The following is a 14371-nucleotide window of genomic DNA, read 5'->3' as shown; positions in this document are numbered from 1 at the left end:
CCATGACCGTGCTCATTCACGAACAACTGATCAGCGAACAACTGCAGGCCTTCATCGACCAGGTACTGCTGGAGGCCGAAGAGGCGTTCACGGTGTTCCGCGAAACCAACACCATCACCGCCAACGGTACGGTGGGCTTTATCGAGCGAGTGCCGGGTGAGGAGTTGCTGGTGTCGATCAACTACGGCGGCCCGTGGAACTACCGCAAGCCGCTGCAGGCGACGGTCACCGACTTCGCCGGCAAGGTGATCTACGGCAAGGGCAAGGGCGGCCAGGGCCGCTACACCAAACTGTTCCAGACCCACCCGGACATCACCACCGTGTCCCACGTGCATTCGCCGTACCTCGGCGCCTGGGCTCAGACCCACCGCACCCTGCCGTTCCATTACGTGCCGGTGCAGCGTTACCAGTTGGCGCGGGAGCTGCCGGTGTACATCGACCGGCGCCAGGCGGAAGTCGATTTCATCCTCGACAAGATCGCCGAGAACCCGTTCAACCTAGCAATCCTCGAAGCCAACGGCGGCTCTACGGTATGGGGTAAGCAGGGGCTGCGAGCCACCGCGCAATTCATCCTGTTGCTGGAGGAGGGCGCGCAATTGCAATTGCTGGCGGATGCCCTGGGTGGATCGCGGGCCTATGGGCCGGGAGTGTTGACTCAGCAGTGGAAGATGAGTGGGTTGTTTGAGCGGGCCACGGAGTTGGGGTTGGTGCCGGCGATTGATCGGCGGGACTGATCTCACCCATCCCCACTGTGGGAGCGGGCTTGCCCGCGATGGCGGTGTACCTGAAACACCGCGGTGGCTGCTTCGCTAGCAGCGGAGCGCCGCCCGGGCAGCTCCCACAGAGTTTTGCAAGCTTCACAGCATTTGTGACCGACGCAAAACCTGTAGGAGCCAGCCTGCTGGCGATGAAGTTGATGCGGTGTTGCTGATGGCCGCATCGCTAGCAGGCTAGCTCCTACAGGTCCTGCATTGCACCTCCCACAGGCCATGCACTGCATTTGAATTTTTGAACAAGGAACCCACCCCATGGCAGTAAAGATTCTCTGGTACCTCACCACCCCCGACGGCCCTTATCCGTGGGAGCCCGAAGGCCGCTGGACGACCGATTTCGAGCACCTCAAGCAACTCGCTGTGGCCAGTGATCGCCTCGGCTACTACGGTTCGCTGCTGGGCTCCAGCCCCAATGAAAGCCTGGCGGTATCTGCCGCGTTGATCGATGCCACCCAGCGCCTGCGCTTCCTGGTGGCACAGCATCCGGGTGAGCTGTCGCCGGCGGTATTGGCCAAGTGGGCGCTGACCTTCGACCAGTTTTCCAATGGCCGTCTGCTGTTCAACGTGGTCAACGGCAACGACGCCGGCCTCGCGACCTTGGGCGTGCACTATCCCCACGATGAACGCTACGACTTCAGCCTCGAGTACTGGCGCGCCTTCCAGGGTTTCTACGCCGGCGAAACCGCTGGCTACGACGGTCAGTACGTCAAGCTCGCACCCCGTTCGCCAGCTGCCGCGCAGCATCCGCTGGGTGGCTGGCATCCGCCCAAGCAGAAGCCCGGCATTGCGCTGTGGGGCGCCGGCACCTCCGGCCCCGGCGTGGCCCATTCGGTGCAATTGCTCGACGTCTACCTGAGCTTCGCCAACACCCCGCCGAAACTCGGCGAAAAATTCCGCAAGGTCGCTGCCGAAGCGGCGAAGATCGGCCGTGAGCTGACCTTCGGCACCCGCTTGCAGATCATCGTCCGCGAGACCGAAGAAGAAGCCTGGGCCCACGCCGAAAAACTCCTCCAGCGCACCTCGCTGCACACCGCGCGCGCCGCCATCGAGCGCCAGTTGCCGCCGGGCGAGACCTTCGACAGCTATCGAAGCGACGACCCGCAAACCCAGCGTAACCTCGACACCGTGCGCGCCGGGCGCCTGCCCAAGGCCCGTGATCTGGAGATCTACCCCAACGTCTGGCTCGGCCCGAGCCTGTTTGGCTTCAACCTGCTGGGCCCGGCTGCCGGCACCTACCTGGTGGGCAGCGCCGAGCAGGTCGCCGAGCGCATTCGCGAGTACGAAGCCGAAGGCACTTCGGCGTTCATCCTCTCCGGTTTTCCGCTGATCGACGAAGCGCATCGGGTCGCCGACCTGCTGTTTCCGCTGCTCGACCTCGACCACGGCTTCGACGTGCCGCGCCTGGGTGTCAGCGCGCAGCCGGCCCAGCGCCTCCGCGAACAGGCATAAGGACAGACGCCATGAATGATGAATTTTCCCGCCGGGTGTTTCTCGGCAACAGCCTGGCGGTCGGCGGTGGCCTGCTGTTGGGCGCCAGCCTGCTCAGCGGCTGCGATGAGCGCGTCAGCGAGGCCCTGGTGCCGTCGAGCACGCCGGCCTATGGCGGGCGCTTGCGGGTCGGCATTATCGACGGCGACCAGTCGGGCAACCTCGACGCGCACAAGCCGGTGGGCGGCGGGATCATTCGTGGCTGGGCGCTGTACAGCAAGTTCTGGGAGTGGAACGGCGACGTCAGCACCCGCCTGGCCCTCGCCGAATTCGCCGAGCCAAATGCCGACGCCAGTGCCTGGACCATCCGCATCAGACCAGGCCTGGAGTTTCACCACGGCAAAAGCATCGGCGCCGACGACATGCTGTTTTCGATCCTGCGCCTGACCGATCCGAAACTGGCGTCGCCCTTTGCCGGGCTGGTCGGGGCCATCGACCGCAATGCCCTGCGCAAGCTCGATCCGCGCACCATCGAGATCCGCTTCAAGGAAGGCCAGAGCTTTTTCCCGCTGGACGAAACCCTGATCAGCTTCGGCGGGATCGTGCCCACTGACTACGACCCCATCACCAACCCGGTAGGCGCCGGGCCCTACAAGCTCAAGAGTTTCATCCCCGGCCAGCGCTCGCTCTACAGCCGTTTCGAGAACTACTACAAGCCCAACCAGCCCTATGCCGATGAGCTGGAAATCATCGAATTCAAGGATCAGGTCTCACGCTCGGCGGCCTTGCGCGCCGGGCAGATCGACGTTGCCAGCGGAGTTCAGGCCGAACACAGCGCGCTGCTCAAGGCCGACGCGCGGCTCAAGCTGTACGTGTCGCCCAGCACCTCCTTCACCGGCTTCAACCTGAACCTGGCCAAGGCGCCGTTCCAGGACGTGCGGGTGCGCCAGGCCTTCCGCCTGCTGGCGGATCGGCAGGAGCTGGTGGGTCGTGGCCTCAATGGTTTCGGCCGGGTCGCCAACGACCTGTATTCGCCCCACGACCCGACCTACAACCACGAAATCGCCCAGCGTCCCTACGACCTGGAGCAGGCGCGCTCGCTGTTGCGCCAGGCTGGCCAGGACGACCTGCGGGTCGAGCTGACCACCACCCCTGGACCGGGTGTCAACGCGGCGCTGGTGTTCGCCCAGCAGGCGAAGAAAGCCGGGGTCGAGATCAAGGTGACCCAGGTCGACGGCTCGGTGTTCAACGGTCCGCAGCGGGAAAACTGGCTGCTGTCGCCGGGCTCGACCCCGGCTCGCGGTTTCCTCGCTTCGGGCCTGCACAACGACGCACCACAGGCGATTTACAACCGCAGCAATTTCCACGACGAGCGCTTCAGCGCCCTGTATACCCAGGCCCTGGCCCAGCCCGATCTGGCCCAGCGCAAGTTGCTGGTGCATGAAGCCCAGCGCATCCAGCACGAGCGTGGCGGGCTGTTGATCTGGGGCTTCAACGACGTGCTCGATGCTGCTTCGACCCGGGTCGGCGGCCTGACCCCCGAGCAAACCACCTTCGCCTCCTGGCGCTTCGACGAGCTGTGGTTGAACCATGCCTGACTCCTGCAAGACACCGCGTACCCCGGCCTGGCTGGCCTGGTTCATGGGTCGCCTCGGCTACGGCCTGCTGACCGCCTGGGTGATCAGCCTGGTGGTGTTCATCGCCACCCAGGCGCTGCCTTCCGATCCGGCACGGGTGATCCTCGGCCCGGATGCGCCGCTGGAAAGCATCCTCACCCTGCAACGCCAATTGGGGCTGGATCGACCGATCCTCGAGCAATACCTGCGCTGGCTCGGCCAGGCATTGAGCGGCGAGCTGGGGGTGTCGCTGGATTCCAATGCGCCGGTCGGCAGCCTGTTGTTTGGGCGCTTTGGCTACACCCTGGCGCTGTTGGCGGGAGTGATAGTCGTCGTCGTTCCGCTAGCGTTGCTGTTGGGGGTGACCCTGGCCCTGCGCCGCGACAGTCGCCTCGACCGCTGGTGCCTGTCGCTGCTGATTTTCCTCAAGGCCACCCCGGGGTTTCTTCTCGCCATCGGCCTGGTGCTGCTGTTTTCCATGCCGCACATGGACGTGTTGCCGGCAGTCTCGCTGATCGACCCGGACACCTCGCTGTGGCGCCAGTTGCAGTTCCTCGTGCTGCCGATATTGGCCCTGAGTCTGTCGGCGCTGCCGTACCTGACGCGCATGGTGCGGGCGGCGATGATCGAGGCGCTGGAATCCGACTATGTGATCGCCGCCCGGCTCCGGGGGATTGCCGAGTGGCGCATCGTCTGGCGCCATACCTTGCCCAATGCCCTGGTGCCGGCGATCCAGGGCGTGGCGCTGACCCTGCGCACGATGATCGGCGGGGCGCTGCTGGCGGAGGTGATTTTCAGCTATCCGGGGATCGGTACCGCGCTCAATTCGGCGATCCAGATGCGCGACCTGCCGATGGTCCAAGCCATCGTGCTGGTCATTACCCTGGGTGTGGTGTTGATCAATCTGCTGGCCGACCTGCTGACCGTGCTGCTCACGCCAAAACTTCGCACTGCGCGGCGCGTGACCATGATCCAGCGCAACCGCCGGGGCATCCTGCCCTGGTGGCGGCGCTCCACCCCCAAGGCTCCGTGAGAGGTGCTGCATGCGTGATTTATTCGCCACTCGCTGGCCCTGGCTGGCACAAGCGCAAACCCGCAAGGGCGCGCTGATCACCGCGCTGGTGATTGCCCTGGCGCTGTTCGGCCCGTGGCTGGCGCCCCATGCGCCGACCGACATGCTCGGCATGGTCTATGGCGCGCCCAGCGGTGCAGCCTGGCTGGGCTACGACTTCCTCGGCCATGACGTGGTCTCGCGCTTGCTCAGCGGCGGTCTGTCGGTGTTGTGGATGTCCCTGGCGGCGGCCGCCATTGCCTTGCTGGTGGGCGGCACCCTGGGGTTGCTGGCGGGCTTTTCCCGACGTCGCCTGGACCAGTTGATCACCTGGCTGGCGGATGTCTCGCTGGCGTTTCCCGACCTGATCCTGGTGCTGCTGATTGTCTCGATGCTCGGCCGCGCGCCATGGCTGATCGTATTGACGGTGGCAATCGCCTTTACGCCGGGAGTGATTCGCCTGGCCCGGGGCAGCGCGGTGGCGGTGGCCGGTCAGGAGTTTGTCGAGGCGGCGCAGATGATGGGCTATTCGCGGCGACGCATTCTATTTCGCGAGATTCTGCCGAACATCCTCACGCCGTTGCTGGTGCATTTCGGCAACATGCTGACCTGGGCAGTGGGCATGCTCTCGGGCCTGAGTTTCCTCGGCTACGGCGTGGCGCCGCCGACCGCCGACTGGGGCCTGATGATCAATGAAAACCAGGCCGGCCTGCTGGTCCAGCCCTGGGCTGTTTTGGCGCCGGCGCTGCTGATCGGGATCTTCGCTTACGGCACCAACATTCTTGCTGAAGGCATTGGCCGCAGCAGTTCACGGATTGGAGAGAAGCAGCCATGAATGCGCTCGCAGGTTTGCCAGGGCACAGCCGTGTCGATACCCAGGTGTTGCAGGTCACCGATCTGCGGGTCGAGTTGCCGGGGCAGGTCGATGTGCTGTCCGGGGTGTCGTTCAGTGTCGGGGCCGGGGAGATTTTAGGGCTGGTGGGCGAGTCGGGATCCGGCAAGACCACCCTGGCCACGGCGTTGCTGGCCCATGCCCGCAGCGGCGCGCGGATTGTCCAGGGGCGGGTCGAGGTCGCGGGGCAGCCGTTGCTGGAACTGCAGGGCGAGGACTTGCGTCATGCACGGGGCAGTTTGATCGGCTATGTGGCGCAGGATCCGGCGACGGCGTTGAACCCGGCGTTGCGGATTGGCGCGTTGTTGCGCGAGACCTTGGCGGCTCATCAAGTTGGAAGTGGCTCCTACCATCGAATTGAAGAAACCCTGCGCGACGTCGGCCTACCCGACGACCGCGAATTCCTCCGACGCTTTCCCCATCAACTGTCCGGCGGCCAGCAGCAGCGGGTGATGCTGGCGCTGGCCTTCGTCCTGCGGCCACGGCTGATCGTGCTCGACGAGCCGACCACCGCGCTCGACGTCACCACTCAAGCGCACATCCTCGCTACCCTGCGCCGCCTGTGCAAAAGCCAGGGCGTGGCGGCGGTGTATGTGTCCCATGACCTGGCGGTGATCAAGGACCTGGTAGACCGGGTGCTGGTGATGTACGCCGGACGGATTGTCGAATCGGCGTCCCGCGAGGCGCTGTTCAGTCATCCCGCTCACCCCTATACCCGGGGCTTGCTGGCGGCGATCCCGGATGTGGCGCAACGTCGTGAGCTGCAGGCGATTCGCGGCCATGCCCCGGCACCGGGACAGCGTCCGCAGGGCTGTGGTTTTGCGCCACGCTGCAGCCGGCGCCGTCTCGACTGTTCAGCGGCGGAACCGGCCTTGCACGAACGGGCTCCAGGGCAGCAGGTGGCGTGCCTGGAGCCTCATCGCCAGCCTTTGCAGTTGATCCCGGTGGCGCAATCGCGGCAGGTCGACGAGGTGGTCGAGCGCCCGGCCTTGCTGGAAGTCATCGGTCTGAACGTGGCCTACGATCGTCAGGTGCTGTTCGATGTGTCGCTGCGGGTGGAGCCGGGGCAGTGCCTGGCCTTGGTCGGCGAGTCGGGCTCGGGCAAGACCAGTCTGGCGCGGGCGGTGGCGGGGCTGGGGGAGAACGCCGAGGGGCAATTGCGTTATGCCGGGCAGCCGTTGAGCCTGGCTGCCCGGCAGCGCGAGGCGGGGTTGCGGCATCAGATCCAGTACATTTTCCAGAATCCCTACCGGGCCTTGAATCCGCGCCAGACGGTGTTGCAGACCTTGAGCGGGCCCTTGGAGCATTTCTTCGGGATCAAGGGCGCCGAGGCGCGGCAGCGGGTCGAGGCGGTGCTGCAACGGGTGTCGCTGCCGGCTTCGGTGGCTGATGCGTATCCCCATAGTCTGTCGGGGGGCGAGCGCCAACGGGTGGCGATTGCCCGAGCGCTGATCTGCGAGCCACGGCTGCTGATCTGCGACGAAATCACCTCGGCGCTGGACGTCTCGGTCCAGGCCTCGATCCTTGCCTTGCTACGCCAGTTGCAGGACGAGGGACTGACGCTGCTGTTCGTCACCCACGACCTGGGCGTGGTCCGCGCCATCGCTGACCAGGTGCTGGTGCTCAAGCAGGGGCGAGTGGTGGAGCAGGGGGCGGTGGATGGGGTTCTGGATCAACCGCAGGCCGGGTATACGCGGACGTTGCTCGAGCATTCGCCGACGTTGGTGGAGGGTTAGTTTTTTTTGGTCCACTGAGCGAGCCGACTCCGGGCGGCGTTCCGACGAAAAACCAGAGGTCGCGGCGCGCATCCAGGCTAGCTTCGTCATCGTTGACGACCATCGCGAGCGGGCTCGCTCCTACAAGGAAGGCGGGCATCCGCAAGATTCGGATGCGCCCGGAAATGTGGGAGCGAGCCTGCTCGCGAAGAACCTGAGACCGCCGCGTAAATCCGGGACAGCTACGAACTGGCCGCCGTTCTACCAACACTGCGCCGCTGCGCCTCTTCCCGCACCGCCGGAATGATCCAGCGCCCATAGTCAACCGTGTCATAGAGCGGGTCATACCCACGATTGAGAAAGGTGGTAACGCCCAGGTCGACATAGTCGAGCAAGGCCTGGGCCACGGTTTCCGGGGTGCCGACCAGGGCGGTGGTGTCGCCGTAGGCGCCGACGGCGGTGGCGGTGGGCATCCACAGGGCGCGGTCGTGGCGATCGCCCTGGGCGGCTGCGGCCAGCAGGCGTTCGGAGCCGGTGCCCTTGAGCCGTTTTTGCCAAGGGCTGCCGGCGGCGAACTGCGGGTTGGCCTTGATCTGCTGCAGAATCTGCTCGGCCCGCTGCCACGCCAGTTCCTCGGTGGCGCCGAGGATCAAACGCACCGACAGACTCACCCTCGGCGCCTGCACCCCGGCAGCGCGGGCGGCGGCTTTGAGCTTGGCGATCTGCTCGGCCACGCCACTCAACGGCTCGCCCCACAAGGCATACAAATCCGCATGCTTGACCGCAATCTGATAGGCGATATCCGACGAGCCGCCAAAGGAAATCGGGATGTGCGGCTGCTGCAGCGGTTTGACGGGCGAGAACGCGCCCTTGATGTTGAAGTACTCACCCTCGAAGTCGAATGGCTCCTCGGCGGTCCAGGTCCGGCGGACGATCTCCAGGTACTCATCGGTGCGCCGGTAGCGCGCGGTCTTGTCCAGCAGAGTGTCGCCTTCCTGCGGCTCGGCGGTGATCCCGGTGATCGCGTGCAGACGGATCCGCCCGCCGCCGGTGGTGTGATCGAGGGTGGCAAAGGCCCGCGCCGCGACGGTGGGGGCAGTCAGGGCCGGGCGATGGGCGATCATGAAACCCAGGCGCTCGGTGTGGGCGGCGGCATACGCGGCGATCTGCAGGCTGTCGGCGCTGCCCGGGCCGCTGGCGATCAGTACCCGGTCAAAGCCGGCCTGCTCATGGGCGCGGGCATGATGCCGAATAAACGGCAGGTCAAAATCGGCGCTGCGCACGCCTCGGGTCTCGGACCACTGGCGGGGGAAAATCATGCCGACAAATTCGATGGACATAGCAAGTCTCCAGAGTGAACTCAGAATTGGTAATCGACCTGGGCCAGCACGGTGCGGCCAGGCATGGGTTGCAGGAAGGTGTTGGTGGAGCCGGCGAGGCCGCTGACGAAGTTCAGTTCGTCGGTGAGGTTGAGCACCCGCAGGGTGGTGCTCCATTGCGGCTGGCGGTAATACACCGCGAGGTCGAGGTTGTATTCGTCGGGGACCTTCACCGTCTTGCTCAGGTTCAGGTACCAGCTGCTGGTCCACCAGCCGGACAGCTCGGCGCCGAAGCCGGAATCAAAGCGGTAGTCGACATAGCCGCTGGCCGTGTATTCGGGAATCTGCACCGCATCGAAGCGTCCGGACGGGCGCTGATTGAGGCTGTTGTTGTCGCCAAACACGGTGCCGTTGTCGGGGATAAAACCGGCCGAGGCGAAGCCGCTCTGGCTGGTGAACTCGTTGTAGGCGGTGAGCTTGGTCAGGTTCAGGGCGCTGCGCAGGTGGTCGTCCGGCTGGTAGCGAATGCTCGACTCAACGCCCTTGATCACCAGGCGTGCGATGTTGTTATTGCTGTCGGGTGACTGATCGCGCTCCTGCTTGAACGCGGCCAGGGTCATGAACAACTGATCGGGCACGGCTTCGACTTTCAGCCCCACTTCATGCAGCACGCTGAGGCTTTCGAAGGCCAGCGGGTTGAGCTGGTTGGCGCCGGCGCCGCTGCCCCAGCCGAGGCCGTTGGAGAAGAACCCGGTGTTGACCGCCAGCGAGCGGTCGAAGGTGTAGTACAGGGTGCTGTTTTCCGTGGGCTTGACGTAGGGGCTGACCTGGAATGAGAACAGCCGATAGTTGTCGCTGTCTTTGCGCGGATTGCCGCCGGCGAGGACGAACGGATTTTCGATCTCGGCATCGATCCAGCTGCGGCTGGCGCCGATATTCAGGCCGACTCGATCACCAAACTTCAGGTTGTGCTGACTGAACAGGGTTTGCGTGGTCCAGGTGCTTTCGGCGGTGTAGGGCGCCACCGATTCGGCGTACAGGCCGTGCCCGGCCGGGTACATCGGCGGCAGGTTGAGCCAGCCGTAGAAGTTCGAGAACTGCGGGACGCCGGGCTGGCCGATCCACGCGCCATTGCCGCCGGCCGGATTGCGGTTGTCGAGGCCGAGCAGGTCGCCAGGGTTTTTTCCCGACGGATCCTGGGTCAGGTCGTAGGCGTTGATGGTCGAGCCGAAGCTGTTGTTCGCGGCAATCGACTGGTTGAACTCACGGCGGTAAATCAGTCCGGTGTTGCTCTCGTCGCTGAGGGTCCAGCCGCCGAGGCTGACTTCATTGCGCGAGCGAAATTCGAAGCGGTTGTCGAACAGGTTGTCCTTGGACTGCACCTGGAACGCACCGACCGCATCGGTGTTGTCCCTCGAGCGCTGGTAGAAGGTGCTATTGGCCAGAGTGATGGTCGGGGTCAGGTCGGCCTCGACATGCAGTTGGGTGGTGAAGCGCCGCGAGCTGCTTTCGTCTTCGTCACGCTGGCCGGTTTGCGACGACAGCGACTTGAGGCCGTTGCCCGCCAGGTTCGGGTCATAGACCCAGCCGCGCAGGCTGCCGGGGTTGGCCTGGGTGTTGGGCGAAGCGTTCTGGAAGCTGCCGTCGACCGCGCTGTATTGGCCCTGAGCATTGCGTTGGCGCTTGACCCAACCGAGGGTCGGAGCATCCGCCGCGCCGGAGGCCAGCACCGGTGACCACAGGGTGCTGCCGTTCTGGATAATCGGCGTGGCGCGCCCGGCGTAGTACTTGCCGTGGTCCACCAGCGCCTGGTTGGCGCGGTTCCAGCCGTGGGTGATGTTGTAGTCGTAGTAGTCGTCGTAGGCGGCGTTCCAGTCGACCCGCACGTTGTCGTTACGCCAGGCCAGGGCGCCGTAGAAGGCGTCGAAGTTGTTGTCGACGTTGTCGTAGAAATCCTCCTGGCGCTGCTTGGTGATGCTCACCCGATAGGCCAGGTTGTCGGCGATCGGCCCGGTGTTGTCGATGCTGAATTTGCTTGAATCGCGGGACTCGCCATCCGGTATCCAGCTGCCTAGTTCACCGCTGAGGCGGGTCTTGAATTCGTTGAAATTGGGCTTCTTGCTCAGGTAGTTGACGTAGCCGCCGCTGCCGCTCACCGAGCCGTAGGTCACCGAGGACGGCCCGGCGACGATGTCGGCGCCCTCGTAGGCGTTGAAGTTGGCCGGGTGGCGCACGCCATAGGCGCGCTGGCCGTCCTGGAACACCTCCGAACCCTGGGCGCGAAACTGCGGGGCGATCCCGGCGTTCTGCCCGCCACCGCGGGTGATGCCGGGGGCGTACTTGACCAGGTCGTCGGCGCTGCGGATCGGGTCGTTGGCCAGTTGTTCGGTGTTGATCTGACTGATCGAGCGCGGGGTGTCGATGATGGTGGTTTCAGTGCCGCCATACACTGAGGTCGACGGCCGGGTGGGCAGGGCGTCGTCTTCTTTGTCGCTGGCACTGGCCTGGACGGTGACGGTTTGCAGTTGGGTGTCGGCGGCGAACGCTGGCAGGGCCAATGCGGACACCACCGCCACGGCCAGTGCGGAGGGTTTCAAGGGCAAACGAAAGGCGATAGAGGGCATGGGGCATGGGCCTCGAAAGAAAATCGGGATTAGGGAAAAACCTGTGGTGACTGATCTGCCGCCATCGCCTGTAGGAGCGAGCCTGCTCGCGATGAGGGCATCAGCCACACCGCATCAACTTCATCGCCGGCAAGCCGGCTCCTACAGAGGGCTCAGGCCGTGTCGCTCAACCACAACCGCTCGAACCGCCAGGTGCTGAACAGCGACTCTTCCGCCGCCGCACCGCCGACCCGGGTCGAGACGCTGTCGAGCAAATCGGCATAGCCCCAGATCAACATGCCGCCGCGCTCGTACTGGATCTGCTGCACCTGGTGCACCAGCGCCGTGCGCTTGCCGAGGTCGGGCTGGGCCATGGCTTGCAGGAACAGTTCGCTGAAGTGCGGGTCGTTGAAGTGGGTCTTGTTGGCCACTGCAAACGGCGCGTCGGTGTGGATCGCACTGGCGAGGAACGGCGCGCCGATGCTGCCGCCGGTGCTCAGGGTCCAGTCGTTGCGCAGCGGTCCCTGGAAGGTCGCGAGGTCGACCTGCTTGACCTTGAGGGTGACGCCGATGCGTTTGGCTTGTTCGGCCAGGACCAGCGCCGAGGTCAGCCCCGGCCCGGGGGTAGTCACCAGTTCCAGTTCGAGGTTTTCCTGGCCGGCTTCCTTGAGCAGTTGCGCGGCGCGCTGCGGATCGTGGGGGCGCGGGCCGAGGCTGTGGTTGAAGGTCGGGTCGCTCGGCGCGTAGAGGTCATTGGCCACTCGTCCCTGACCGTTGAGGGCGCGACGCACCAGCTCTTCGCGGTCGGCCAGCAGGCGAAACGCCTCGCGCACCCGTGGGTCGTTGAACGGCGGTTTGTCGAGGTTCATGTCGAACGACAGCCAGTTGCCGGTTACCGATTTCAGCACCTTGAGGCGCGGGTCGCCTTGCAGCACTTGCAGTTGTTCGGTGGGCATCACATTGGCCATGTCGATCTGCCCGGCGCGCAGGGCGGCGAGGCGCGAGACCTGGTCCTTGAAGTCGATGATTTCCAGCTCGTCAGCGTACGGTTTGCCGTCCTTGTAGTAATTCTCGAAGCGGGTGAACAGCGAGCGCTGGCCGGGGGTGAAGCTCTTCAGCTTGTAGGGACCGGCGCCCACCGGGTTGGATACCGGATGATAGTCCACCGGCACAATGCCGCCGAAGTTGACCCAGGTTTCCGCCAGCGGCATGTAGCTGCGGCCTTCGCGGAAGTTCAGGCGCACGGTGCGGTTGTCGAGCTTGAGCAGATTGTCGCGGTCGACCCAGTGCAGCAACGCGGCATAGGGCGAGGCGAGTTGCGGATCGGTGAGCCGGCGGATCGAGAAAATCAGGTCGTCGGCATCGATGGTCTTGCCGTGGTGAAATTCCAGATCCGGACGCAGGCGCAGGGTCCAACTGCTGGCGTCGGCATTCGGCTCGGCGAACTCGGCGAGGGCCAGGCGCGGTTGCATCTGCTCGTCCCACTCCCACAGTTTGCTGTACAGGGCGAAGCCACGGACGATGCCGCTGCCAATGGGCTTATGGGCGTCGAGGTTGCCGCTCTGGTTACCGTCGAGAATGCCCAGGCGCAGGCGGCCGCCGTAGCGCGGCTGGTTGCTGGCGCCGGACGCCGCCGGGGTCTCGCTGGCCGGGCCGCAACCGGCCAGCAGCCCGCCGCCCAGCAGCAGGCCGCCACCGAGCAGGGCGCTGTGGCCGAGGAAATCCCGGCGGCTCAGCAGGGAGTGATGGTCGCTCATGGGCTCAGGCTCCATTGGCCGAATGCAGCGCGGCGAGCGGCTCGGCGGTACGCTCCAGGGCCACGCGCTCGCCGCGAAAGTGCGGCAGGATGTGCTCGCCGAGGCGATAGGCTTCTTCCAGGTGCGGGTAGCCGGCGAGGAAGAACAGGTCGATGCCCAGCGCGTTGTACTCGCGAATCCGCGCCACCACGTTTTCGTAGCTGCCCACCAGCGCGCAGCCCGGCGGAATGCCGATGTAGCCGAAGCCGGTCCAGACGTTGGGGTGGATGAAAAAATCCTCGAACGACTGGGTCTCGGTTTTCTCGGCGAACCCGGTCTCGTAGCTCAGCTTGCGCGCGGTGCGCAGCCCGGCATGGGCAGCCACGGCCTTGACCGCGCCCTTGGCGATGCCCTCGTCGAAGAAACGCTTGGCCTCGGTGCGCGCCAGTTCCTCGGTCTCGCGGGTGATCACATCGATCGACAGGCCGAAGCGGATATTCGTGCGCCCGTGCTTGAGCGCACGCTGGCGAATGTCGGCGATCAGCGCGGCGATTTCATCCGGGTGCTCGGCGCGCATCAGGTAAAAATCGGCGTGTTTGGCGGCGAATTCGCGGGCGGCGATCGACGAGCCGGCGGTGCAGATCAACGGCAGTTGCGCCTTCTTCAGCGGCCCGCGCAGACCACCGCCTTCGGCCTTGTAGAAACGCCCGTCGTAGTGGAAGTTTTCGTTGTGCCAATAACCCCTGACCACGTCCATGAACTCGGTGGCGCGCGCATAGCGCTCATCGTGATCGCTGAAGTCGCCGACCTGACGCTGGATCACGTCCGAGCCGCCATTGATGATGTTCCACACCAGGCGATTGCCGGTGGCGCGCTGGTAGGTCGCAGCCTGCTGCACGGCGACCCAGGGCGTGTAGTGATAGGGCTGGAAGGCGGTGACGAACTGTAGCGTGCGAGTCTCGCGGGCCAGCAGCGAGCAGACCGTCCACGGCTCTTCGCCGGTCGGCGCGTTGACCATCAGCGCGCCGCCAAAGCCGTTGATTTCGGCGGCCCGGGCGATCTGTCCAAGGTAGTCGATGTAACTGAAATGATCGCCGACGCTGAACCCGGACACGGCGCCGGTGCTCGGGCCGCCTCGGTGCCAGTCGCCACGGTTGCGTGGGTCGCCGGGGAGGAACTGGGTTTCGCCGTGCAGCGGCAGGCGGGTGAAGAATTCGATGCTCATGGGGGGCGGCTCC

10 protein-coding genes are annotated in these 14371 nt (G+C 65.1%); 6 read left to right on the top strand and 4 right to left on the bottom strand.

Features of this window, described 5'->3' with window-relative positions; all coding sequences use genetic code 11:
- Positions 1-2 precede the first annotated feature (2 nt).
- The 6 genes from KW062_RS17990 to KW062_RS17965 all read left to right on the top strand — a co-directional run bounded on the left by KW062_RS17990 (position 3) and on the right by KW062_RS17965 (position 7496).
- Positions 3-734: a class II aldolase/adducin family protein gene (locus tag KW062_RS17990; RefSeq protein ID WP_105754634.1), complete on the top strand. Its 732-nt coding sequence runs from the start codon at positions 3-5 to the stop codon at positions 732-734.
- A 294-nt stretch (positions 735-1028) separates the two neighbouring features.
- A complete protein-coding gene (locus KW062_RS17985) occupies positions 1029-2222 on the top strand; it encodes an LLM class flavin-dependent oxidoreductase (protein ID WP_105754633.1) in 1194 nt (397 codons plus the stop codon).
- Positions 2223-2233: 11 nt separating this feature from the next.
- Complete coding sequence (locus tag KW062_RS17980) at positions 2234-3799, top strand: ABC transporter substrate-binding protein (RefSeq protein WP_105754632.1); 1566 nt, start codon at positions 2234-2236, stop codon at positions 3797-3799.
- Positions 3792-4850 (top strand): ABC transporter permease, encoded by a 1059-nt coding sequence (locus KW062_RS17975; protein WP_105754631.1) that lies wholly within the window; start codon positions 3792-3794, stop codon positions 4848-4850. The genes KW062_RS17980 and KW062_RS17975 overlap by 8 nt, the downstream gene beginning before the upstream one ends.
- A 10-nt stretch (positions 4851-4860) precedes the next feature.
- Positions 4861-5703 carry an ABC transporter permease gene (locus tag KW062_RS17970; protein WP_027616282.1) on the top strand — a complete coding sequence of 281 codons (843 nt, stop codon included), beginning with the start codon at positions 4861-4863 and terminating at the stop codon, positions 5701-5703.
- Positions 5700-7496, top strand: a complete 1797-nt coding sequence (locus KW062_RS17965; protein ID WP_105754630.1) for a dipeptide ABC transporter ATP-binding protein — start codon at positions 5700-5702, stop codon at positions 7494-7496. The genes KW062_RS17970 and KW062_RS17965 overlap by 4 nt, the downstream gene beginning before the upstream one ends.
- Positions 7497-7717: 221 nt before the next feature.
- Here KW062_RS17965 and KW062_RS17960 read toward each other — a convergent pair whose 3' ends face one another.
- The 4 genes from KW062_RS17960 to KW062_RS17945 all read right to left on the bottom strand — a co-directional run bounded on the left by KW062_RS17960 (position 7718) and on the right by KW062_RS17945 (position 14358).
- On the bottom strand, positions 7718-8815 hold the full coding sequence (locus KW062_RS17960; protein WP_027616284.1) for an LLM class flavin-dependent oxidoreductase: 1098 nt from the start codon (positions 8813-8815) through the stop codon (positions 7718-7720).
- A 20-nt stretch (positions 8816-8835) separates the two neighbouring features.
- On the bottom strand, positions 8836-11418 hold the full coding sequence (locus KW062_RS17955) for a TonB-dependent receptor (RefSeq protein WP_105754629.1): 2583 nt from the start codon (positions 11416-11418) through the stop codon (positions 8836-8838).
- 152 nt (positions 11419-11570) lie between these two features.
- Positions 11571-13154, bottom strand: a complete 1584-nt coding sequence (locus KW062_RS17950; protein ID WP_105754628.1) for an ABC transporter substrate-binding protein — start codon at positions 13152-13154, stop codon at positions 11571-11573.
- A gap of 4 nt (positions 13155-13158) precedes the next feature.
- Positions 13159-14358: an LLM class flavin-dependent oxidoreductase gene (locus KW062_RS17945; RefSeq protein ID WP_105754627.1), complete on the bottom strand. Its 1200-nt coding sequence runs from the start codon at positions 14356-14358 to the stop codon at positions 13159-13161.
- Positions 14359-14371: the final 13 nt, after the last annotated feature.

Source organism: Pseudomonas fluorescens, from assembly GCF_019212185.1.
In the GTDB taxonomy this organism is placed as follows: domain Bacteria; phylum Pseudomonadota; class Gammaproteobacteria; order Pseudomonadales; family Pseudomonadaceae; genus Aquipseudomonas.
Note: the sequence above shows the minus strand (reverse complement) of the source record. Positions and strands in the feature narration are given on the sequence as shown.